This window comes from Streptomyces sp. NPDC007905 (assembly GCF_042959345.1).
Taxonomy (GTDB): domain Bacteria; phylum Actinomycetota; class Actinomycetes; order Streptomycetales; family Streptomycetaceae; genus Streptomyces.
Map to the genome: position 1 here is coordinate 235475 of NZ_JBIBKS010000003.1, position 22291 is coordinate 257765.

Below are 22291 nucleotides of genomic sequence, written 5' to 3' on the forward strand. Positions count from 1 at the left end.
TAGGCCGGCCCCGGGCGCCGGTCCGGCAAGGATCGTCGGCGCGCCGCGGGACGGCGACCCTCGTGATGGCGGACTGCACCGGTTGACTCGCGAAGGTGCCACGTTCGCGCCGCCGGCGGTCTGTGCGGCCCACCTGGGGTCCGTGCGGGTGATGCCCAGGGGAGGCTTCCGGACGGCCTCGCGGAACACAGGCGTGCAGGCGCTCGGCAGGGCCGTCGCCGCCGATCCGAGTGAGCGGGTGGTGCTGCTTGGCGACCTGAACGGCACCATGTGCGACCGCGTGTTCGACGGCATCACCTCGCAGACGCACTCGGCCCAGGACGCGGCCGGGCACGGCTTCGGCTTCGGCTTCACCTGGCCGGCGAAGTTCCCGGTGGTGCGGGTCGCCCAGATCCTGGTCCGCGGCGTGGAGCCGGACGGCTCGCGGGTGCCGCCGGCCACCGGCAGCGACCACCTGCGGGTGGCGGCCGCAATCAGCTGGTCATCGCGCGGAGCCGAGAGCTCTGGGAGGACAGGGCGAAGGGCCGCACCCCCCGGGGATGCGGCCCTCGACTGCCGTGCCGTAGCGCGTGCTGGTGTTACTTGCGGATCAGGCTGCGCAGCACGTACTGCATGATGCCGCCGTTGCGGTAGTAGTCGGCCTCACCGGGGGTGTCGATGCGGACGACCGCGTCGAACTCGACACCGGTGTCGGTGCTGACCTTGACCGTGCGCGGCGTGGTGCCGTCGTTCAGCTCGGTCACGCCGGAGATGGAGAAGGTCTCCTCGCCGGTCAGGCCGAGGGACTCCGCCGAGGCGCCCTCCGGGAACTGCAGCGGCAGGACGCCCATGCCGATGAGGTTCGAGCGGTGGATGCGCTCGTACGACTCGGCGATGACGGCCTTGACGCCGAGGAGCGCGGTGCCCTTGGCCGCCCAGTCGCGGGACGAGCCGGAGCCGTACTCCTTGCCGGCCAGGACGACCAGCGGGATGCCGGCGGCCTGGTAGTTCTGCGAGGCGTCGTAGATGAAGGAGACCGGGCCGCCCTCCTGCGTGAAGTCACGCGTGTAGCCGCCCTCGGTGCCCGGCGCGATCTGGTTGCGCAGGCGGATGTTGGCGAACGTGCCGCGGATCATGACCTCGTGGTTGCCTCGGCGGGAGCCGTAGGAGTTGAAGTCACGACGCTCCACACCGTGCTCGGTGAGGTACTTGCCCGCCGGGGTGTCGGCCTTGATGGCACCGGCCGGGGAGATGTGGTCGGTGGTGACCGAGTCGCCCAGCTTGGCGAGGACGCGGGCGCCGGCGATGTCGGTGACCGGGGTGGTCTCCATCGCCATGCCCTCGAAGTACGGGGGCTTGCGGACGTAGGTGGACTGCGGGTCCCACTCGAAGGTGTTGCCGGTCGGGACCGGCAGCGCCTGCCACTGGGCGTCGCCCGCGAAGACGTCCTGGTAGGACTTGTTGAACATGTCCTCGCCGATGGCGCTGGCGACGACCTCGTTGACCTCGGCCTCGGAGGGCCAGATGTCCTTCAGGTAGACCGGGTTGCCGTCCTGGTCGGTGCCCAGGGCGTCACGGGTGATGTCCACCTTCATGGAGCCCGCGATGGCGTACGCGACGACCAGCGGCGGGGAGGCCAGGTAGTTCATCTTGACGTCGGGGTTGATGCGGCCCTCGAAGTTGCGGTTGCCGGAGAGGACCGAGGTGACGGCGAGGTCGTGGTCGTTGACGGCCTTGGAGACCTCCTCCGGCAGCGGGCCGGAGTTGCCGATGCAGGTGGTGCAGCCGTAGCCGACGAGGTTGAAGCCCACCTTGTCGAGGTACGGGGTCAGGCCCGCCTTCTCGAAGTAGTCGGTGACGACCTTCGAACCCGGGGCGAGGGTGGTCTTGACCCACGGCTTGCGGGTGAGGCCCTTCTCGACCGCCTTCTTGGCGACGAGGGCGGCGCCGATCATGACGTACGGGTTGGAGGTGTTGGTGCAGGAGGTGATGGCCGCGACCGTCACCGCACCGTGGTCCAGCTCGTAGGTCGTGCCGTCGGGGGCGGTGACCCGGACCGGGTTGGACGGTACGGCACCGGTGCGCTGGCCGTGCTGCGGGGCGCCGGCGCCGTTCTCCTGGTGGCCGTAGGCCGGGGCGTCGGAGGCCGGGAAGGACTCGGCGCTCGCCTCGTCGACCGGGGAGGCGGCGGTGTCCGGCGACTGCGCGACGGGGGCCTCGACGTAGTTGAGGACGTCCTTGGCGAACTGCTGGGCGGCCTCGGCCAGGACGATGCGGTCCTGCGGGCGCTTCGGGCCGGCGATCGACGGGACGACCGTGGACAGGTCCAGCTCGAGCTTCTCGGAGAAGTCCGGCTCGGCCTTCGGGTCCAGCCACAGGCCCTGCTGCTTGGCGTAGGCCTCGACGAGCGCGACCTGCTGCTCGGAGCGGCCGGTCAGGCGCAGGTACTTCAGGGTCTCGTCGTCGATCGGGAAGATCGCGGCGGTGGAGCCGAACTCCGGCGACATGTTGCCGATGGTGGCGCGGTTGGCGAGCGAGGTGGCGGCGACGCCCTCGCCGTAGAACTCGACGAACTTGCCGACCACACCGTGCTTGCGGAGCATCTCGGTGATGGTGAGCACGAGGTCGGTGGCGGTGGTGCCGGCGGGCAGCTCGCCGGTCAGCTTGAAGCCGACGACGCGCGGGATGAGCATGGAGACCGGCTGGCCGAGCATCGCGGCCTCGGCCTCGATGCCGCCGACGCCCCAGCCGAGGACGCCGAGGCCGTTGACCATGGTGGTGTGCGAGTCGGTGCCGACCAGGGTGTCCGGGTAGGCCTTGCCGTCGCGGACCATCACCACACGGGCCAGGTGCTCGATGTTCACCTGGTGGACGATGCCGGTGCCCGGGGGTACGACCTTGAACTCGTCGAAAGCGGTCTGGCCCCAGCGCAGGAACTGGTAGCGCTCCTTGTTGCGGCCGTACTCCAGCTCGACGTTCTGCTTGAAGGCGTCGTTGGTGCCGAACTTGTCGGCGATGACGGAGTGGTCGATGACCAGCTCGGCCGGCGCCAGCGGGTTGATCTTCGCCGGGTCGCCGCCCAGCTCCTTCACGGCCTCGCGCATGGTCGCGAGGTCCACGACACAGGGAACGCCGGTGAAGTCCTGCATGATCACGCGGGCCGGCGTGAACTGGATCTCCTGACTGGGCTGGGCCTGGGAGTCCCAGGTGCCGAGGGCGCGGATGTGGTCGGCGGTGATGTTCGCGCCGTCCTCCGTGCGGAGCAGGTTCTCCAGCAGGACCTTGAGGCTGTACGGCAGCCGGGCCGAGCCCTCCACCTTGTCCAGCCGGAAGATCTCGTACGACTCGTCGCCCACCTGCAGCGTGCTGCGGGCGTCGAAGCTGTTCGCCGACACGACAGTCTCCTTCATTGATGTGCGCGTACCACCGTCAATCGTGCCGCCACACCGGCTTGGCCGATCCAGTGAGGGCAGGCTAAGTTAGGTAAGCCTTACCGATGTGGCGACCACGGCGCGCCTCGGCAGATATCTCGATGTCGAGATAACTCTAGTACATGGGGACCGGCTGGTCATGTCCGGCCGGGCCCGGTCCCGCCGTTTCCCGGTGGCGTCCGCCACAGCGGAGCCTCCCGCACAGGGCGGATCCGCGCACACCGGACACCACCTCGCGACCGGTCCGCCATCCCTGCGCGAGTACGGGGTATCCGAGTTGAGCGCAACCGGCCCGACCCCCACCGAAGGAGGCATCCATGCCGTTCACTTTCCGCAAGAGCTTCCGGATCCTGCCCGGCGTGCGACTGAACATCAACCGGCACTCCTGGTCGCTCACCACCGGCGGCAAGCACGGCCCGCGACACACCCACAGCAGCACCGGACGGCGTACGACATCAGTGGATTTGCCCGGACCTTTCGGATGGCGTCGCACCCGGACGACCAGGGACCGTTGACGGGGCATCACCCGAACGGACCCCCCAACGGGCGCCATCTCATATCTGAGATAACCTCAACCCCATGGCAGACGACTACCTCGTACGCATCGGCAAGCTCATCCGTGATGCCCGGCAACACCGTGGCTGGACACAGACGCAGCTCGCGGAGGCGCTCGGAACCAGCCAGAGCGCCGTCAATCGCATCGAGCGCGGCAACCAGAACATCAGCCTTGAGATGATCGCCCGAATCGGTGAAGCCCTGGACAGCGAGATCGTGTCGCTGGGCTACGCGGGCCCGATGCATCTGCGCGTGGTCGGCGGCCGTCGACTGTCCGGCGCCATCGATGTGAAGACCAGCAAGAACGCCTGCGTCGCCCTGCTGTGCGCCTCGCTGCTGAACAAGGGCCGCACGGTGCTGCGCCGGGTGGCCCGGATCGAGGAGGTGTACCGCCTGCTGGAGGTGCTCAACTCCATCGGCGTGCGCACCCGCTGGATCAACGACGGGGTGGACCTGGAGCTGGTCCCGCCCGCCGAGCTGGAGATGGCGGCCATCGACGCGGAGGCGGCCGTCCGCACCCGCTCGATCATCATGTTCCTCGGTCCACTGCTGCACCGCATGGAGCACTTCAAGCTGCCCTACGCCGGCGGCTGCGACCTCGGCACCCGGACCATCGAACCGCACATGATCGCGCTGCGCCGGTTCGGTCTGGACATCGCGGCCACCGAGGGCCAGTACCACGCGCGGGTGGACCGCACGGTCCGCCCCGACCGCCCGATCGTCCTGACCGAGCGCGGCGACACGGTGACCGAGAACGCGCTGCTCGCGGCGGCCCGCCACGACGGCGTGACGGTCATCCGCAACGCCTCCTCCAACTACATGGTCCAGGACCTGTGTTTCTTCCTGGAGGCGCTCGGCGTCAAGGTCGAGGGCATCGGCACCACCACGCTGACCGTGCACGGCGTGCCGAACATCGACGTCGACGTCGACTACTCCCCCTCCGAGGACCCGGTCGAGGCGATGAGCCTGCTGGCCGCCGCCGTGGTGACCGAGTCGGAGCTGACGGTGCGCCGGGTGCCGATCGAGTTCCTGGAGATCGAGCTGGCCGTCCTTGAGGAGATGGGCCTCGACCACGACCGCAGCCCCGAGTACTTCGCGGACAACGGCCGTACGCGCCTGGTGGACCTGACGGTCCGGCCCTCCAAGCTGGAGGCGCCGATCGACAAGATCCACCCCATGCCCTTCCCGGGCCTGAACATCGACAACGTCCCCTTCTTCGCGGCCATCGCGGCGGTCGCGCAGGGCCAGACGCTGATCCACGACTGGGTGTACGACAACCGCGCGATCTACCTGACGGACCTCAACCGCCTGGGCGGCCGCCTGCAGTTGCTGGACCCCCACCGCGTCCTGGTCGAGGGCCCGACCCGCTGGCGCGCCGCCGAGATGATGTGCCCGCCGGCCCTGCGCCCCGCCGTGGTCGTCCTGCTGGCGATGATGGCCGCCGAGGGCACCTCGGTCCTGCGCAACGTGTACGTCATCAACCGGGGTTACGAGGACCTCGCCGAGCGCCTGAACTCGATCGGGGCACAGATCGAGATCTTCCGGGACATCTGACGGCTCTGGGAAAAAGCAGCGTGAAAACCCTCCTGACCTGCGCAAATGCGGGGAAGAGGGAACTCGTAGGTGCCTCTGGGACTTGTCTGGACTTCTGGCCGGGCGCGGAGTCTTTGAGTGACATGCACGTCACGTGATCCGTCATCGGAAGGATGTCGACCTGAACGGGTCCCAGAAAATCCCTGGTCAGACTCGGTTTCTCGGCTTATCGTCCCTCGTGCAGACGCGCAGAGCGTCCAACGAGCGTCAAGGCCGAGAGTCCGTCCTGCTCAGGGCTGAGCAGATTGCGGCGACCAGCTCGCCCGGGGATCCGCCCCCATCCGCTCCGGACGCCAGCTCGCGGATCATGACCCTCGCAACGTCTCCGGCCGCCATAATGGAGTCATGCCCTCCAGCCCACAGCACCCCGCACCCGCCCCGAGGAACGTCTCGGGCGCGGACGCCGAGGACCTCGCGCGGTACCGGGAGAAGTTCCGCCGCCGTCTACCGGAGTCGCTGGACGAGCTGCACGGGCCGGCCAACGGTGTCGTGGAACTTCCGCTGCACATGGCCTGGTCCGGGATGACCTCATACGACTTGGACAAGCCGCGCCAGCGTATGGGCCTGTACCGCACCGTTCTGCACGAGGGCCTGCACGACGATCTGCCCCGCTACCTCAACCGGGATCTACTCCTCGACCTGTGGCCGGTGCTGCGCACCCTCGTCGGTCGTACCGTGCGGACCGTGTGGGAAGACGCCTTCCCCCAGCTCGCCTCCCGCACCCGGGCGGCTGCGTGACGGACATGCCGGAGCTGCACACGCGGCTCCTGGCGGATGTGATCGCGCTCGGTTCCCCGTATCCACTGGTTCTCACCGGTGGATACGCCGTGCGGGCACACCGCCTCGTGGACCGCCCCAGCCAGGACCTCGACGTCGCCACCGAGAACCCGGCGCCCATGGCCGACATCGCCGCCACGCTCCGCGCCGGCTTGGAAGCCCGCGGCTGGAAGGTGCACGCGCTGGAGACCGCTCCGCTGTCCGCCCGCTTCACCGTGTCCGACCCGGCCACCGGGCAGGAATGCGAAGTCGACATCCTCAAGGAGATCTTCTGGCGGCCGGTCGCCCAGAGCCCGTACGGGCCCGTCCTCGCGGAGGAGGACGTGATCGGGACCAAGGTCCGCGCCCTCGCCGACCGCGGAGCGCCCCGCGACCTGATCGACGTGTTCGCAGCCTCCCACCGCTGGACCAATACCGAGCTCGAGGAGTTCGGCCGCCGCCACGCCCGCGGCCGCTTCGAGCGCGAGGACCTGCAAGCGAACCTCACAGGCGCCGAGTGGACCGACGATGAAGCCTTCGCCGCCTATGGGCTCGATGACGCCACCATCACCGCTCTCCGCTCTTGGGCCGTGGAGTGGGCCGACGACCTGGCGGCCCGTCTCCTCGAAGAGGCCGATGATCCGGACATCGACTGATCACCTCCGGACCAGACCCCATCTACCAGCGGTCAGAGCGAGAGCGCAAAGGATGAGTACGCGGGAAAGCAGTCGGTCGCGGGCTTGTCCGACGACAAGCCCGCCGGGCAGGCCCTCGGTGTGCATCTGCCGGAGGCCGCCGCCCAGCCAGGCGCTCTGGCGGCGTACGGCCCGTTAGTTCTCGGCGCTGCTCTGATCCGCCCCGAGCATCCGGATGTGACGCCACACGTTCGCGTGGCTGCGCTGCGGCGGCGGTGGCTGCGATGGATGGCCGGCGACGGTCGCGGGTGTGCATGTCGTCACCGTCCGGCTCATCAGCGACAGGGGTGCAGGCCGACGTATCTGAAGAAACCACTTGCCCAGTGCGTAGCGCGTGAACGAGCCGGCTACCCCTCGGCGTCGACGCCGAGGCCGGAATGCCTCTCACTCCCCTCGGACAGGTTGCGCAGCATGCGCAGCACCGCCCTCTCGACGGGCCCGTGGGTGGCGGGGACGCCGTACGCGCCCTCGGCGCCGAGGCGGGGCAGCGCGGCGGCGACCGTGACGCCCTCCTCGTACAACTCGATCACCCGTGGGTTGATGTAGGAGGCACGGCAGACCGCGGGCGTGTTGCCGAGATACCCGGCCACCTCGCGCACCGCCCGGGCGGTGGCCCGGCGCCGGGCGCTCTCGCTACGGGCGACGGGGTGGGAGACGGCCAGTGCCACGGCGGCCATGACGGTGGCGTGCCAGGTGCGGAAGTCCTTGGCGGTGATCTCGAGGCCGGCCAGTTCCTTGAGATACGCATTGACGTCCTCGCCGGTCACGGCATGCCAGGAGCGCTGCTGCCAGTAGGCCAGGAGCCGGTCATCGCCGCCTCGGCGCCGCAGCAGCGCGATAAGGCAGCGGCAGGCGGCGGGGTCCGCGATGGTCTGGACGAGCTCCTTGCCGTGCTTGCCGGTGTAGGTGAACAGGACCGCACCCGCGTGGCAGCGGGAGTGTTCGCGGAGCAGCGTGGTGAGGCCGTAACTGTTGTTCAGTTCCGTGTAGCGGTCGCTGCCGATGCGGAAGAAACCCAGGTCGAGCAGACGTACCGCCGTGGCCAGGACCCGGTGCCGGGTCAGTCCGCGGTCATGCAGATGCCCCTCGACAGCCTCGCGTACCGCGGGCAAAGCATCGGCGACCTCGAGAACATGCTCGTGCTTGGCCTGCTCCTGCTCCGCGCGGAATTGCGGGTGGTACAGGTACTGGCGGCGGCCGGCGGCATCAGTACCGACGGCCTGCAGATGCCCATTGGCCCTGGTGCAGATCCACACGTCCCGCCAGGCCGGCGGTATGACCAGTTCCCGGATCCGAGCCAGCTCGGCCGGATCGCGCAGCGGCTCCCCTCGGGTGTCGAGGTAACGAAAGCCGCGTCCATGGCGCAGGCGGCGGAACCCGGGGTCGGTAGGACGGCAGTGGTAAAGACGCATCCAACCTCCTGAACGGACTCCGTTGCAGTGCCGGCCGTCCCGTGCACTGATGGTGCGCGGCAGCACCGTGCACACGTCGACGTGTCCTCCAGCCACAGCTCCCGGCCCGGGCTCGCGCTCAGCGCGCGGACGGCGTACTGCGACATGCCGTAGGCGTGGGTGTAACGGGTGACTCACCACCTCGACGACCGAGGAGACGTTCACCAGCGTTCCCCGCCCCTGTTCCCGCACTTACCCGAAGGGCTGTGCGGCAACCGTGCGCATGCTCCAGGCGTCCGCGTGCCTGCCCACCATCTGGTCCTCGTCCCCGAATCGGTGCCGGCCTTGTCCAGTTCCTTGGATTCCGGTGAGCTGTGTTGGAGCAGCCGGACGGAGGCGCCGAAGCCAGTCCAGGGCGACAGCCACCGCTGCCGGTGCGGTCACGGTGATTGCCTGTACGACGGCAGGGGCACCCGGTCGCTGTGGCGAAGCGACCGCGGATCCTGTTGACGGGGTGGTTCGGCTTTCTGGACGGGGAGGTGACCGCCGGGGACGTGCTGGCGCTGAACCGAGTGCAGGAGGCGCTCCGGCGGGCGGGGCTGGACCACGATGTCGCCTGGAGCCCCGGCTTCCGCCCCGAAGGACCGTCCTTGGCGCAGGTTCGTCCCGGGGACTACTCCCACCTGGTGTTCGTCTGCGGTCCCCTGCACGGTCCGCAGATCGAGGAGTTGCACCGGCGGTTCGCGCACTGCGTGCGGATCGCCGTGGGAACCTCCGTCATCGACGCCGGGAGCCCGGCCGTCGCCGGCTTCCACCGTGTGCTGGCGCGGGACGCTCCCGACACGGAGCCGACGCCGGACCTGGCGGCCGGCGCGCCCGCCCTCCCCGCGTGCCCCGTGGCCGGGGTCATCCTCACCCATGGCCAGCAGGAGTACGGAGCACGTCGGCGGCATGCGCGGGTCGCCGAAGAGGTGACACGCTGGCTGTCCGGCCTGGACTGCGCGCGCCTGGAGATAGAGACCCGGCTCGACGTGCGCGACTGGCGGCTGAGTGCGACAGCCGCCCAGTTGGAGTCGGTGCTCTCCCGCCTCGACTTGGTCGTCACCGATCGGCTGCACGGGATGGTGCTCGCCCTGCGGGCGGGAGTTCCGGCGGTGGCCGTCGACCCGGTCGAGGGCGGCGCGAAGGTGACAGCGCAGGCGCGCGCCTGCGGCTGGCCCGCGCTGGTGCCCGTCGAGCGCCTCGACGAATCCGTGCTGGATCAGTGGTGGGAATGGTGTGCGACCACCGGCCGCGGGCTCGCCCGCGAGATCGGCGCCGGATTCCGCCAGAGGGCGGTGGCGGACCGCGCCGATGAGCTTCTCCGGGCGCTGGGGCAGGGCGGCGGCGGTTATCGAGGGGTGACGGGGCACCCGCGTCTCATCCCCGGCGGCGCTTGACGAGGAGAGACAGTGACGACCGGCCCGCTCCGCGATGACGAGCAGCACATACTCTCCGAGATCGAACGCGCCCTGCGCCGCGACCGCCGCCTCGACCGGCAGCTGCGCACGCTGGGCCGGCGCCGTCGGCCCGTGCTGGCGTCGTGGCGCGCTATTACCGGCCCCGCCCATGGGCCGTCGCGGTGCTGCTGGTGGTGTCCGTCGCCCTCATGGCAGCCGGCATCACCTCGGAGCCGACGGTGATCTGGGCCTTCGCCGCCACCTGGCCCGTGACCCTTTACTCGGTGTTCCGGCTGCTGTGCCGGTGGACGGAACCGTGAGCGTGCCCGACGGGCCCGCCAGGCGCGCGACAGCCGGCGGCAGGAGGTGCTCGTGGTGCCCCGGCCCGAAAGCAGGAAGTACGACACCAAGTGGGCCAGGCTGCGCAAGGAGGCGGAACCGTCGGGAGTCCCTGACGCCAACGACGCCGCCAGGGACTTTCCGCAACGGTATCCGTAGGAGCGGAGTCGGCTGAAGCCACCGGTCGCACCCCCATGAGCGGGACCGCCCGGGACGCGGCCCCGCTCAGCCCGTGTACCGGCGAGCGGTCGACTGACGTTGGGGGTCCTCCAGGAGCCGTAGCCGGGACTCGACCTCCATCGGCAGCACCCGCCGTTCTCGCAGCACCCACGGCAGCGCGGCCGCGGCCTCGGCGAAGGCCCGCAGGGACACGGTGTCGCGCGGGACCGTGCGGGCCAGCTGCACGGTACGGCGCAGCGCGGGCCCGGCCGGGCGGCGCAGCCAGGTGAACCACAGCGTGTTGCGGATGCCGTGGGCCCGGCGCAGTGTGGGGTCTCTGACGACCGACGGTTGGTGATGAGCCGTCAGGTGGTCGGCGTACGTCAGCCACCAGCCGTCGGCGGCGAGGTCCGCGGCGAGCAGCTCCTCCTCGCCGCCGAGCCACAGCCGGGGATGGAAGCCGCCTGCGGCCCGGAAGGCGTCGGCGCGCAGCACAGTCGCCGCGGCCAGGAAGGAGCCGAGAGCCGGCCCTGGCAGCCAACTCGGCCCCGTGATGGGCGAGTTGCGCAGTTCGGTGACGATCGGATCTTCCGTGCCGTCCGGTTCGACGACGATGCGTGCCGTGACCGCGCCGACTGTGGCGTGCCGGTCGAGCAGGTCGGCGGCCCCGGAGAGGGCACCCGGCGCCCACCAGGAGTCGTCGTCGCAGAAGGCCACGTACGGCGTGTGCACGTGGCGCATGGCAAGGTTGCGGCCGATGGCGCCGAGGTTGCGGCCGGGGAGCAGCAGCTGTACCTCGGGATGGTGGCGGGCGACGGCGGCGGCGGTGCCGTCGGTGGAGCCGTTGTCGGTGACGATCACGCCGGGGCGTTCCGGCAGTTCGGCCAGGTGGTTGAGGGTGCGCAGCAGTTCGGGGCGTCGGTTGTGGGTGATGACGACGACGGTCGTGCGGGGGTCGGTCATACCGTTGCTCCCATGGCTGCGGCTGCGGTGTCAGGGTGCGAGCGGCCCGCTCGACCTACGGGGGCAGCGGCCTGCGCACCCGCAGTGCGGCGGGCAGACACGCGCGGGCCTCGCGCAGGGCGCGGCGGGCGTCGGGACCGTGGCGGCCCCTCGGCGGTCAGGTCGCGGGTTCTCCACTCATTGTCGTTCCGAGGCCAGAGGCCGACCGGCTGCGTCCAACGCTCCGGCGCGCCACGGGGCACGGATACCTGCCACGCGCGTGGCAGCGACCTCACGCCGGTCCGACGCTTGACTCCGGTGGCCGACGGGATCCCGGCCGGTCTTCCGGAAGACTCATCCCTTGTGCCTGCGATCGATCGCGCGGACGATCTCCGTCACGTTGTGGTACTCGCCGCCGTCCGGCAGCCGTCGCACGGCATCCAACGCCGCGTCCGGCGCGTGGTGCGCTTCCAGGACGTCCAGCACTGTCTGCCGGTCGGCCGGGAAAGCGGCTCGTTCGAGGTGGCGGGCCAGTTCGCTACGCAAGAATTCCGCTTCGGCATCCGCCTGAGTCTGCTCACGTTCCTCACCGGGCGGCGGCACCGGTCCGCCCGGGTCCACACGGACGTCGTCGTCCGCCGGCGGCTCGGGCTGGTACGCCTCCTCCACGTGAGTGGGCCGGCCGGACCGCAGATGACCTTCCATTTCGTGCTTCAGCTCGTCGTCCTTACGGGGACTGACGGGATTGCTGCCTCGCTCCACGTCCGACACCTTCCTCTTTCTTTCCGTACTCCGCCGTCAGACGGCAGTCGGCTCGTACGTCCAGCGCAGCAGTGCGCCCAGACCACCTGCCGGAACGTCCTCCGCGTCGTCCCCGTCGGCAGGAGGAACGATCAGTACGTCGGCGGCGGTGACGGCTGCCGCCCGGAGCAGTGCGTCGGCACGTACCGGGACCGGATCCGTCTCGCCCAGGATCCGTACGTCGCTTCGGCGCACCGCCACCTGGTCGGGCCGCTTGGCCACCGACTCGTCGTTCTGAGCGGGACCGAAATGGACGGTGGCCCACGGGCCGGCGCGGTCGGAGACCGGTTCCAGGAATGACAGCTGCACGCTTCCTCCTCCACTGGTCCCCGAGGCCGAGTGCCCGAAGGGCTACGCCGGACACACAGCAGGCCCCATGGAACATGGGCGTCATCAGTCACAGGAGCGCGCTTCCGGGTCCGGCGGTGTCCCTGGACTCTGCTGGGACGTCCCTGTTTGATGCGGGAGCCGCGGGGAACGGCAAGGGCCGTCGGGTGGCCGGCCCCGGTCCCCACACGGAGATTCCGCAGGTCAGAGCCGTGTCGGCCCCACTTCGTCCCCAAAGCGGTGATCGCTGTCGGGGCCCGTGCCGAACACCGGCAGGCGGACGGCCGGCGCGAAGGCAGGCGCGTAGGCGCATACTGGTCACAATGACAAAGCCATCTGCACCGAAGCGACACTTGCCCACCAGCCCCTTCAAGGCCCCGGTGGCGCCGCCCCCCAAGCAGTTCGCCGTGGGCGACCAGGTCACACACGACATGTACGGCCTCGGCCGCGTGATCGGCATCGAGGACGGAATCGCGGTACTCGTCGATTTCGGCTCGGTGCGCCAGCGGATCTTGAGTCCGTACACCAAGATGAGCAAGCTGTAGGACTGTTGTGCCCGGTCGCGGCACGCCGGCTCCGCTCATGGCCCGATTACGAATGGAAGACCTCTCATCGACCTGACCTCGCTGTTCTCCGCTCCGGAGGAGAAGTCCCGCTACGCCACCGCGGCATCGCCGCCTCCGGCGACGAACCCCTTCCAGGCCCCGGACTTCGGGGAGAACGAGACTTTCCTGTTCGAGGATGCGGGCGCATCCGTCTCGGACATGGGGACGGCTCACCACAGGGCAAGCTAGCTCCGACCCGTGACAGTGGCTTCGGCAGCCGGTCACGGGCCGTCTCGGTTTCCGTCCGCTTCGGTGAGGTTCACAGCCGTTCGGACAGGCCCCAGGGCAGGCTCCCCGCCCCGGGGCCCGGCATTACCCCCCTCGGGCCGCACTGTTCGAAAGGGTTGCCACCGCCGCTGGGAGCCCCCTGGGGCCTTTCCGGACTTCCGGCTGCACCAACGGGCGTGGGCGAGAAAGCACGCGTCTGCTCTCGGTCATTTCGTGGGCCAAGGCCTCGCCACGGGCACCCCTGGAAAAATACCCAGTAGGGTATGTGGCGCGGCGGCCCGCGCGAGGGCGTCTCGGTCCTCGTCGCTCCCCGTCGACCTCTCGATCCGCCGCGCTCTCCGCGGTCGACTGGACGTCGGCAGCGGTCGGCGCCGACGCGAAAGGGCCCGGCCATGACCGGCACCGCAGCGCAGCCCCGCAGAGTGGACCCACGCCGGCAACCGCCCGCGCGCGCCCTCGGGCCGCAGTCGTGAGCGCCTTGCCGTTACCGACCGCGTCGCCGCTGCTGGAGCGCATACGGCGCGGGCTCATCGGCGACGACGAGGTGCTGGACGGCCCGTACGGCCCGAAGCGGATCGTCTACGCCGACTACACCGCCTCCGGCCGCTCGCTCGACTTCGTCGAGGACTTCGTCCGTGAGCGGGTGCTGCCCGCCTACGGCAACACGCACACCGAGAGCTCCCGCACCGGACTGCAGACGACCCGGCTGCGCGAGGACGCCCGCCGGATCGTACGGGACGCGGTCGGCGGCACCGAGGACGACCTGGTGATCTTCTGTGGCTCGGGGGCCACCGCCGCGGTCAACAAACTGGTCGGCATCCTGGAACTGCGCCGCCCCGACCCGCCGCCCCCGGCCGAACGGCCCGTGGTGTTCGTGGGCCCGTACGAGCACCACTCCAACGAACTGCCCTGGCGCGAGTCCGTCGCCGACGTCGTGGTGATCGGCGAGGATCCCGACGGCCACATCGACCTCGGTGCGCTGCAGGCGGGGCTGCGCCGGTACGCCGGCCGCCCGCTGCGTATCGGCAGCTTCTCGGCCGCCTCGAACGTCACCGGCATCCTGACCGACACCGACCGCGTGGCCCGTCTGCTGCACGCGTACGGTGCCCTGTCCTTCTGGGACTACGCGGCCGCCGCCCCCTACGTTCCGATGCGGGTCGCGGCGAGCGGGCCGGGCGCGGGTGACCGGAAGGACGCCGTCTTCCTGTCCCCGCACAAGTTCGTCGGCGGCCCGCAGACTCCGGGTGTACTCGTCGTACGCCGGGACCTGATCCGCAACCGTGTGCCCACGGCGCCCGGCGGCGGCACGGTCACCTTCGTCGACCCCCTCGTCCATCGCTACCTCGACGACCCGGTGGCCCGCGAGGAGGGCGGCACCCCGGCGATCGTCGAATCCGTCCGCGCCGGGCTGGTCTTCACGCTCAAGCAGGCGGTCGGCACCGACACCATCCAGGCCGCCGAGGAACACCACTGGCGCCATGCGCTGGCCCGCTGGGACGCCCATCCCCGGCTGGAGATCCTCGGCAACCGATACGCCCGCCGGCTGTCCATCGTCTCCTTCCGCATCCGCCACGACGACGGCACCCATCTGCACCACAACTACGTCGTCGCCTTGCTCAACGACCTGTTCGGCATTCAGGCCCGTGGCGGCTGCTCCTGCGCGGGACCGTACGGCCACCGTCTGCTGGCGATCGACTCCGCCACCTCGCACGCCCTGCTCGACGAGGTCGCCCGCGGCTGCGACGGCATCAAACTCGGCTGGATCCGGCTCAACTTCAACTACTTCATCAGCGACACCGTCCGCGACTACCTCGTCGACGCCGTCGACCTGATCGCCACGCACGGCCACCGGCTCCTGCCCGACTACCGCTTCGACCCGCGCACGGGCCAGTGGCACCACCACGCCGTCACCGAGGATCACCTGCTGCGGCTGACCGAGGTGGGCTTCACCGCCGACGGACGGATCACCGGCCCGGCCTCCCACCGTCGCCGGCTCGGTGAGGAGGCGCTGGCCGGTCAGCTGGAGCAGGCGCGCGAGCTGCTGCGCTCCCGTCCGGGCCGGCTGGACGCGGGCCCCACCGGGCTGCCCGCCGACTTCGAGCGCATGCGCTGGTTCCCGCTGCCGCCGGTCTGCCTGGAGCGCACCACGAGCAGCCCGGGGACGATCCCGGCGAGGACCAGCACCCCCGCGGTGGGACGGACCTGCCGCTCCATGCTCCACGCGGCCCGGGTGGAGCAGGGCGCCGACCGCTCCAGGTCGTGGCCCGCGGCGGCCCAGGCGCCGGTGCCGCCGGCCAGGGTGGTGGTGCGGACGCCCTGCTCGGCCGGCCGCTTGCCGGCGTTCCCGGAGCGGGCTCCTGAGGCGCGCACGAGCAGGACGTCGCCGCGCTCGGCGGCGTGCCGGATCTCGGGCAGGGCGTGCCGGATCCGGTCCAGGGGGACGTTGAGGGCGCCGGGCGGACGGCCGGAGGCGTACTCACCGGGGGTGCGCACGTCGATGACGGTCAGCCCGGGCAGCCGGCCGCCGACCAGGTCGGTACGCAGGGTGACGGGGGCGAGGGGGCCGGTCATGGCAGTGTGATCCTCCATGGTCGACGCCGCCCCGAACCGGGACGTACAGTACCCCTAGGGGTATGGGTCGAGGAGCGATAGTGGAACTGGAACTCGCGGGTGCGGAGCTGAAGTCCGTCCTGAACCGTCTGCGCCGCGCGCAGGGCCAGATTTCCGGCGTGATCCGGATGATCGAGGAGGGCCGCGACTGCGAGGACGTGATCACGCAGCTGGCCGCCGCGTCACGGGCGCTCGACCGCGCCGGTTTCGCGCTCATCGCGACGGGACTGCAGCAGTGCCTCACCGACGTGGAGTCCGGCCGCAGGAACGGCGAGGATCCCGAGCAGATGCGGGCGCGTCTGGAGAGGCTCTTCCTGTCACTGGCGTGAGGGCTCGCGCGGGGCGGCGGGCGCCCGCGCATCAGACCAACGCGTCGATCATCATGAACGCGGTCACGGCCAGGAGCACGAGGGCGCAGATGCGCTGAAGCGCGCTCCCGGACCTCTTGGAGGCCAGGCGTCTGCCGTCCCACGCGCCGAGGATCGCCGCCCCGGCGAAGGGCGCGATGACGGCCCGGTCCAGCCCGTCGGCCGTACCGGCCCGCATCGCCGGCGCGGCCGGCGAGTCGACGGTGGTGGCCGGCAGGCTGGTGCCCACGGCGTCCCGCATCCGCAGGCCGAGCACGCTCGCCGGCGCGGGCACGGCGAGGAAGCCGCCGCCGGCGCCGAGGACACCGGTGACCGCGCCGAGCCCGCTCCCGCGGCCGCCGCCCTGCCCGGTCGCACCGGCACGACCGTGTCGGACGCGGGACGGGGCCACGGCATGCGCACCGCGCGTGTCGGACGCGGGACGGGGCCACGGCATGCGCACCGCGGCCACCCCCGCCACCACGGCGAAGGCGGCCGTCAGGGCGGCCGCGGGCAGCCGCCCGGCGAGCGCGCCGCCCAGCATCGCGGGGGCGGCCGGCCGCGTCCAGCAGGGAAGCGGCAACGGCGGCGCGCATCCCGCCCGCGCAGGTGCACCCCCACCTGGCCGTCGGGGACGGGGGTATGTCCAAGGGTCCCCGGTCGGCGGGCACGAAGGCGGCCTGGGGAGCGGCACGGCGAGCGGGACAAGTGCTTGGGCGGTCCGGCGCGGGCTCGACACGACACCCAGGGAGTTCCGGAGCTGGTTCCGGCACGCCGTCCAGGGGGCCGCCGCCTCACCCGGCCGGGGCCGGGACGGCGTCCCGCCACGGGATGCGGGTGGCGGCCAGGGTGACGATCAGGGCCGAGGCCGCGACCGTGGCCATGCCGAGGGTGAGGCCGCCGGCGCCCGCGACGAAGCCGATGAGGGCGGGGCCGGCCAGCAGTCCCGTCGTCCCCATCGCGGCGACCAGGGCCAGCCCGTCGGGGCCGCGTTCGGCGGCGGCGACGTACACGCAGGGGGTCACGGCGGCCGCGCCCAGCCCGACGCAGGCGAAGCCGAGCAGGGTGGGCACGACCCCGCCGGCCGGCAGGGCGAGGGCCAGGCCGAGGCCGGCCACGGCGCTGCCGGTGCGCACGACGCGTCCGTCGCCCCAGCGGCTGCGCCAGCGGTCCGCGCGGACGCGGGCCAGCAGCATCATGACCGAGACGACCGCGATGCCCATCGGCGCCACCGCCGAGGAGGCCTTGACGACGTCCTTCATGTAGAGCGTCGACCAGTCGTTCATGGCGCCCTCGGTGATGGTGCCGAACGCCATGGCACAGCCCATCAGCAGCGTCTTCCCGGAGGGCAGCGCCGGGCGGGCCCGCTTCCTCGGTGTGCCCGGGTCCGCCGCCCGGGGGGTTTCGTCGGTCAGCAGGCCCGGGCGGGCGTGGGCGAGGAGCAGCAGCGACAGCGCGGCGGCCACCGCGAAGTGGGCCGAAACGGACGGGGTGAGCGTGGTGAGGCCGGAGGCCAGGAGGGCGGCGGCCAGCAGACCCGCGCTGAACATCGCGTGCAGCTGGGACATGGCGGTGCGGCCGTACGCCGCCTCCAGGGCGGCGCCCTGGGCGTTCATGGCGACGTTCAGGCAACCGACGGCGACTCCGTCACCGCAGATGACCAGCAGGGCGAGCGGGTAGTTCGGCACCACCGAGAGGGCCGCCAGCAGCGCCGCGAGGCACAGGGCGGAGGCGAGGGACAGGCGCCGGGAGCCGAGCCTGCGCATCAGGTGGGCGACGAGCGGGAAGGAGGCCGCCGCGCCCGCGCCGCAGGCCATCAGCAACAGCCCCAGTTCGCCGGCGCCCAGATCCAGCCTGGTCTTCAGCGCGGGCAGCCGGACGGCCCAGGTGGCGTACTGGAAGCCCAGGAAGCAGAACAGGGCCGCGATCGCCCACTTGGCGCGGCGGAAACCCGTGTGGTCCGGCGTCGCGGCCATCAGCTCGCCTCCCGGTGGCCGGCGGTGACCTGGGCCGACATGTACACCGCGTCGCTGCCGTACCCCGCGGGCAGCCGGGCCTCGCGGTGGGCCCGGTAGCCGTTGGCCCGCCAGAAGGGCTCCTTGCCGCCGACGGCGATCAGCGAGAGGGTCCGGAAGCCGCGCGCCCCGGCCGCGTCCGTCAGATGGCGCACCAGTGCGCTGCCCAGGCCCCTGCGCCGCAGCGGCGCGCTGACGACCAGGTCGTGCAGGTGGAGGTTGGGCGAGTGGTGGACCACCCGTTCCGGGCGGGCCAGGTCGGGGTAGCGGAACATCGGGTAGGGCAGGGCCAGTACGTAGCCCGCGATCCGGCCGTCGAGGTCCAGGACGAAGCAGGTGCCCGCCGCGGCCCGGGACCGCAGCGCGGCCTCGCCCTCCGTCAGCGGGGTGTCCGCGTACGCCCCGGCCTCCAGGGCCGCGACCTGGGGCCAGTCGGCCTCGGTGAGGCCCCGTATGACGTCTCTTCTCATGTCGGCATTGGTCCTTCCGAGCCGCGTGCGCACACGCACGGCAGTGGGCTGATGCCGTTGAAGCCCTGTGTCGTGTAGCTGGTGGCGTAGGCGCCGGCGGACAGGATCCAGACCGGGTCGCCGGAGGCGACGGCCCCGGGGACGCGTACCGGGTGCCGGCCGCCGCCGTAGGCGTCGTCGCTGTCGCAGGTCGGGCCCGCGACGACGGCGCAGACGTACGCCGCGTCGCCCTGGTCCGCCTGGGCGGGGAAGATCAGCCGGTAGCTCAACTGGTCCATCTCGTACAGGCCGTTGAACCTGCCCACGCTCAGGTACAGCCAGCGGGCGTGCGTTCCGTCCGGCTGCGTCCGCTCGGTGAGCCGGTACACATGGGCGCGGACGGCGCCGTGGTCGGCGACCAGGTGCCGGCCCGGTTCCACGACGAAGCCGAGCGGGGCCGCCGTGAGGCCGCTCAGGCGTTCCATGCCCTCGCGGATCACGGTGAAGATCTTGTCCAGGGGCGGCTCCAGGGGGTTGCCGTACCGGTCGAGGCAGCCCAGCGCGGGCAGGCCGCCGCCGAGGTTGACGTGGTCCGGTACGATCCCCAGCCCGTTCAGCGTCCCGAGCACCCCGGCGAGGGAGTCGAGGGCCTGTTGCCAGGCCTCGCCGGTCATCTGCTGGGAGCCGACGTGCACGGACAGGCCCGCCGGGACGAGTCCGGACGCGGCGGCCGTGGTCAGCACCCGGACGGCGTCCTCGCCCGAGCAGCCGAACTTGCGGTTCAGGCCCCACAGGGCGCCGTCCCCGCTGGTGGCGAGGCGGCAGAACACCCGGGCGCCGGGGGCGTGTCCGGCGATGGCCGTCACGTCCTGCACGCTGTCGGTGGCGAAGGTGCGGACGCCGAGCCGGTGGGCCTCGGCGATGTCCGCGTCGGATTTGACGGTGTTGCCGTAGTGGATCCGGCTCGCGGGCACGCCGGTGCGCAGGGCCTGGACGATCTCGGCGGGACTCGCCGCGTCGAAGCCGGCGCCCCGGTCCGCGAGGCAGGTGAGCACCTCGTCCACCGGGCAGGCCTTCAGGGCGAAGCGGACCTGGACGCCGGGCAGCTCGGCCGCCAGACGGTCGTACTGGGCCGCGATGCCGTCGAGGTCGTAGACGATGCGGTCCGCCGGGGCGGCGGCCAGCGCGGCGGCCAGCCGCGCGCCGATCTCCACGGTCACCGGTCCTCGTGCCCGGGTACGGTGTACCGGGCCGCGTCGACCAGCGCGGGCCAGGCCTCGGTCAGCAGGGCGAAGTCCTCGATGTCGCGTCGGGCCTCGGCCAGCAACCGTGTCCGGCGCGCGGTCAGCCGCTCGGCGAACTCCTCGTACCGGCCGCCCAGTTTGCGGTAGGCGGTGTCGAGACGGTCCAGGCGCCACACGTTCTCGGCATGGTCCAGGCCGGTGCTCTCGCGCAGGAACTCCACGATCCTGTCGGCCCGTACGTGCTGCCGGTCGTCCAGGAGCCGGGCGCCCTCGGTGGCCATCCGGTCGTAGACGTGGTGGAAGTAGAGCATCGAGAGCAGGAACTTCACGAAGCGGGTCTGATAGGCCAGGAAGCCCGCGTCGGTGCGGCGTTCGGGGGTGTAGAAGTTCTCGATGTGCCGGTTGTGCAGGATGCCGGGGAGTGTGGCGTCGTGGACGAGGTGGATGAGGAAGTAGTCGCTGCCGATGGTGTCGGTGGCCGGGGGCAGCGGGACGCGATCGTAGACGTCGTGGTGGAAGGCGATGTTGCACATGTCGACCCGCATCGGGTCCACCAGGGTCAGCGTGGAGCGGTCGCCGGTGAAGGGCTCCGTCCCCGCTCCGGTGAAGGACTCCTCGACCAGCTGCCGCTTGGCCCGCGCCGGCCGGTCGGCGGGCGCCCACAGGCCGACGACCTCGTGGTAGAGATCCTCGTCCAGACGCCGTATCTCCCCTATGTCGACGGAGAGTTCGCCGATGAAGGAGGCGCCGGCCATCGACACCGGGCGGTGGGCGTGAGCCGGGTCGAGGTCCGTGCGGGTGACCGCGGCCGACGCCTCGGCGGCGGGTCTGCCCAGCCACGGCAGTTCGTGGTGGACCGGGAAGACCGGCTCGGAGCCGAGGAGTTGGTAGGTGCTGTCGGAGTCCCTGCGGTGCACCGAGTGGCAGCCGAGCGCGGCGGCCAGCAGGAAGGCGCGGTCGGTGCAGGAGCCGTAGGAGACGCCGGACGGGAGCAGGAGACCGAGCAGCCGGTCCGGGTCGGGCGGGCCGGCCCGCCGGATCACGTGGCGCAGGAAGGCGCGCTGCGGCTGTTCGCCGAGGTGGTGCACGGTGACGTTGGCCGCGCGGGGCAGCGCGGCCGCGACGCGGGCGTGCTCGGCGCGGGTGCGGTCCTCGCAGGAGTCGAGGATCAGGAGCTGGACGTCGGCGCCGAGGTGGGTGGCGGCGTGGACGGCTTCCCGGTGGATTGCGGTGATGGTGGCCGGGCAGGCCCGGTTCGTGGGCAGGGACAGGCAGATCCGGTTCACTGTGCCCCTTCCGCGGCGGCCCATGAGTCGAGGCCCAGCAGCTTCCGGCCGAGGCCGGTCAGCTCCGCGGGACCGTACCGGAGGGCCTCCGGCCGGCGCGCGTCACCGAGCAGGGTGGCGTTCCAGTCGGGCGTGCCGAGGGTGCGCCAGGACTCGACGCGCGACGTCCGCAGCTCCGTGTGCTCCTCCAGGGCGGGCATCATCGACAGGTACTGGACGGCCCTGACAGCGTTGTCGGAGTGGTTCGGTGCCACGCCGTGCGCCAGCAGCCCGTTGAAGATCAGCAGGTCACCGGCCTGGAGGTCGGGCCGGACCACGGGGAGATCGGCGCGGTCGATCGCGGGCCGGATCGGGTCGCGGCCGGCCGGCTGGGCGATGCGCCACTCCTCGAAGCGGCGGAACAGTTGCGGGGCGCACTGGAAGCCGCCGAGCTCGGGCCCGGTGTCGTTGAGGGCGATGATGCCCTGGACCCGCTGCGGCAGCACGGCGAGGGTGGTGTCGACGTCCCAGTGCAACTCGATGTCGAAGCCCTCGTCGGTGGGATCGATCAGGGAGCGCGAACGGGTGCGGACGTTGGGCGGGTTGAGGTTCAGCCGGTCGAGGGTGACCCACAGCTCCTCGCAGTCCCACACGTCCACGAAGGCGTCGTACACCCGCTGGTTCTGGCGGCTGTCCCAGATGAGCTGGTGGTGGTACGCCTCCACGAAGCCGTAGATGAACAGGTGCTGGTCGAGTTCGGAGCGGAACTCCGGTTGCTCGTACCAGGTTTCGGGGCGGTCGGGGTCGAGTCCCTGGAAGTCCCAGGCGAATTCGAGCAGGCTCTTGGCCTCGCCGGGGGTGATGGCCTCCCGGACGACGACATAGCCGTACGTCTGCCAGAAGGCGAAGTCCTCCTCGGACAGCACCCGCAGGGGCCGGGACTTCTCGAGGTGGCGCAGCGGTGTCGGGGCGAGGTAGGTCTCGCCGTCCGCGCTGAAGTAGGGGCGGTCGGACGCCGCCCGGTGGAGGTAAGGGGAGGGCTGGTGCATGCCGTCACTCCGTGGTGATCGAACAGAAGTGCTCCCTCAAGCTGGACTAGACCAATTGCGGGTGTCAACGAC

Annotated in this window: 19 protein-coding genes and 3 pseudogenes; 10 read left to right on the forward strand and 12 right to left on the reverse strand. The window is 71.3% G+C overall.

Annotated features, from left to right (window positions below; all coding sequences use genetic code 11):
• Nucleotides 1-37 precede the first annotated feature (37 nt).
• A pseudogene (locus tag ACFZDC_RS07450) lies at nt 38-481 on the forward strand (endonuclease/exonuclease/phosphatase family protein); the annotation flags it as partial.
• Nucleotides 482-578: 97 nt separating this feature from the next.
• Here the strand turns inward: ACFZDC_RS07450 and ACFZDC_RS07455 are convergent.
• Nucleotides 579-3374, reverse strand: coding sequence for an aconitate hydratase AcnA (locus tag ACFZDC_RS07455; RefSeq protein WP_391321103.1), 2796 nt, complete (start codon nt 3372-3374; stop codon nt 579-581).
• 353 nt (nt 3375-3727) lie between these two features.
• Between ACFZDC_RS07455 and ACFZDC_RS07460 the strand changes: the two genes are divergently transcribed.
• From ACFZDC_RS07460 to ACFZDC_RS07475, 4 genes are all read left to right on the forward strand, one after another.
• The gene (locus tag ACFZDC_RS07460; protein WP_391321105.1) at nt 3728-3925 is read left to right on the forward strand and encodes a DUF4236 domain-containing protein; all 198 of its coding nucleotides are present in this window, start codon (nt 3728-3730) and stop codon (nt 3923-3925) included.
• 64 nt (nt 3926-3989) lie between these two features.
• Entirely contained in the window at nt 3990-5519 is a 1530-nt protein-coding gene (locus ACFZDC_RS07465; protein WP_391321106.1) for a UDP-N-acetylglucosamine 1-carboxyvinyltransferase, read from the forward strand.
• A 384-nt stretch (nt 5520-5903) separates the two neighbouring features.
• Nucleotides 5904-6296: a hypothetical protein gene (locus ACFZDC_RS07470; RefSeq protein WP_358641571.1), complete on the forward strand. Its 393-nt coding sequence runs from the start codon at nt 5904-5906 to the stop codon at nt 6294-6296.
• A gap of 5 nt (nt 6297-6301) precedes the next feature.
• Entirely contained in the window at nt 6302-6970 is a 669-nt protein-coding gene (locus tag ACFZDC_RS07475; RefSeq protein ID WP_391321566.1) for a nucleotidyl transferase AbiEii/AbiGii toxin family protein, read from the forward strand.
• Nucleotides 6971-7356: 386 nt separating this feature from the next.
• Here the strand turns inward: ACFZDC_RS07475 and ACFZDC_RS07480 are convergent, their stop codons facing one another.
• Nucleotides 7357-8421 carry a DNA topoisomerase IB gene (locus tag ACFZDC_RS07480; protein ID WP_391321109.1) on the reverse strand — a complete coding sequence of 355 codons (1065 nt, stop codon included), beginning with the start codon at nt 8419-8421 and terminating at the stop codon, nt 7357-7359.
• A gap of 461 nt (nt 8422-8882) precedes the next feature.
• On the opposite strand from ACFZDC_RS07480, the gene ACFZDC_RS07485 reads away from it, so the two are divergent.
• Nucleotides 8883-9839 carry a polysaccharide pyruvyl transferase family protein gene (locus ACFZDC_RS07485; protein ID WP_391321111.1) on the forward strand — a complete coding sequence of 319 codons (957 nt, stop codon included), beginning with the start codon at nt 8883-8885 and terminating at the stop codon, nt 9837-9839.
• A 143-nt stretch (nt 9840-9982) separates the two neighbouring features.
• Nucleotides 9983-10159, forward strand: coding sequence for a hypothetical protein (locus ACFZDC_RS07490; RefSeq protein WP_391321113.1), 177 nt, complete (start codon nt 9983-9985; stop codon nt 10157-10159).
• A 244-nt stretch (nt 10160-10403) separates the two neighbouring features.
• On the opposite strand, the gene ACFZDC_RS07495 is transcribed toward ACFZDC_RS07490, so the two are convergent.
• From ACFZDC_RS07495 to ACFZDC_RS07505, 3 genes are all read right to left on the reverse strand, one after another.
• Nucleotides 10404-11300 carry a glycosyltransferase gene (locus ACFZDC_RS07495; protein ID WP_391321115.1) on the reverse strand — a complete coding sequence of 299 codons (897 nt, stop codon included), beginning with the start codon at nt 11298-11300 and terminating at the stop codon, nt 10404-10406.
• 333 nt (nt 11301-11633) lie between these two features.
• Complete coding sequence (locus ACFZDC_RS07500; RefSeq protein WP_391321117.1) at nt 11634-11948, reverse strand: DUF2795 domain-containing protein; 315 nt, start codon at nt 11946-11948, stop codon at nt 11634-11636.
• A 129-nt stretch (nt 11949-12077) separates the two neighbouring features.
• On the reverse strand, nt 12078-12389 hold the full coding sequence (locus ACFZDC_RS07505; RefSeq protein ID WP_391321118.1) for a hypothetical protein: 312 nt from the start codon (nt 12387-12389) through the stop codon (nt 12078-12080).
• 341 nt (nt 12390-12730) lie between these two features.
• Between ACFZDC_RS07505 and ACFZDC_RS07510 the strand changes: the two genes are divergently transcribed.
• Both ACFZDC_RS07510 and ACFZDC_RS07515 read left to right on the forward strand, forming a co-directional pair.
• Complete coding sequence (locus ACFZDC_RS07510) at nt 12731-12952, forward strand: hypothetical protein (protein WP_391321120.1); 222 nt, start codon at nt 12731-12733, stop codon at nt 12950-12952.
• An 832-nt stretch (nt 12953-13784) separates the two neighbouring features.
• Nucleotides 13785-14909 (forward strand): annotated as a pseudogene (locus ACFZDC_RS07515) (aminotransferase class V-fold PLP-dependent enzyme); the annotation flags it as partial.
• Nucleotides 14910-15385: 476 nt separating this feature from the next.
• Here ACFZDC_RS07515 and ACFZDC_RS07520 read toward each other — a convergent pair.
• A pseudogene (locus tag ACFZDC_RS07520) lies at nt 15386-15811 on the reverse strand (rhodanese-like domain-containing protein); the annotation flags it as partial.
• A gap of 80 nt (nt 15812-15891) precedes the next feature.
• On the opposite strand from ACFZDC_RS07520, the gene ACFZDC_RS07525 reads away from it, so the two are divergent.
• Entirely contained in the window at nt 15892-16179 is a 288-nt protein-coding gene (locus tag ACFZDC_RS07525) for a metal-sensing transcriptional repressor (protein ID WP_391321122.1), read from the forward strand.
• Between the two features lie 31 nt (nt 16180-16210).
• Here ACFZDC_RS07525 and ACFZDC_RS07530 read toward each other — a convergent pair whose 3' ends face one another.
• The 6 genes from ACFZDC_RS07530 to ACFZDC_RS07555 all read right to left on the reverse strand — a co-directional run bounded on the left by ACFZDC_RS07530 (nt 16211) and on the right by ACFZDC_RS07555 (nt 22219).
• Nucleotides 16211-16780, reverse strand: a complete 570-nt coding sequence (locus tag ACFZDC_RS07530) for a TSUP family transporter (protein ID WP_391321124.1) — start codon at nt 16778-16780, stop codon at nt 16211-16213.
• A 211-nt stretch (nt 16781-16991) separates the two neighbouring features.
• Nucleotides 16992-18173, reverse strand: coding sequence for an MFS transporter (locus ACFZDC_RS07535; RefSeq protein ID WP_391321126.1), 1182 nt, complete (start codon nt 18171-18173; stop codon nt 16992-16994).
• Nucleotides 18173-18682, reverse strand: coding sequence for a GNAT family N-acetyltransferase (locus ACFZDC_RS07540; protein WP_391321128.1), 510 nt, complete (start codon nt 18680-18682; stop codon nt 18173-18175). Before ACFZDC_RS07540 ends, ACFZDC_RS07535 begins: the two co-directional genes overlap by 1 nt.
• Entirely contained in the window at nt 18679-19881 is a 1203-nt protein-coding gene (locus ACFZDC_RS07545) for a type III PLP-dependent enzyme (RefSeq protein WP_391321130.1), read from the reverse strand. Before ACFZDC_RS07545 ends, ACFZDC_RS07540 begins: the two co-directional genes overlap by 4 nt.
• A complete protein-coding gene (locus tag ACFZDC_RS07550; RefSeq protein ID WP_391321132.1) occupies nt 19878-21191 on the reverse strand; it encodes a DUF6271 family protein in 1314 nt (437 codons plus the stop codon). The genes ACFZDC_RS07545 and ACFZDC_RS07550 overlap by 4 nt, the downstream gene beginning before the upstream one ends.
• Nucleotides 21188-22219 carry a phytanoyl-CoA dioxygenase family protein gene (locus tag ACFZDC_RS07555; RefSeq protein WP_391321134.1) on the reverse strand — a complete coding sequence of 344 codons (1032 nt, stop codon included), beginning with the start codon at nt 22217-22219 and terminating at the stop codon, nt 21188-21190. Before ACFZDC_RS07555 ends, ACFZDC_RS07550 begins: the two co-directional genes overlap by 4 nt.
• Between the last annotated feature and the right edge of the window lie 72 nt (nt 22220-22291).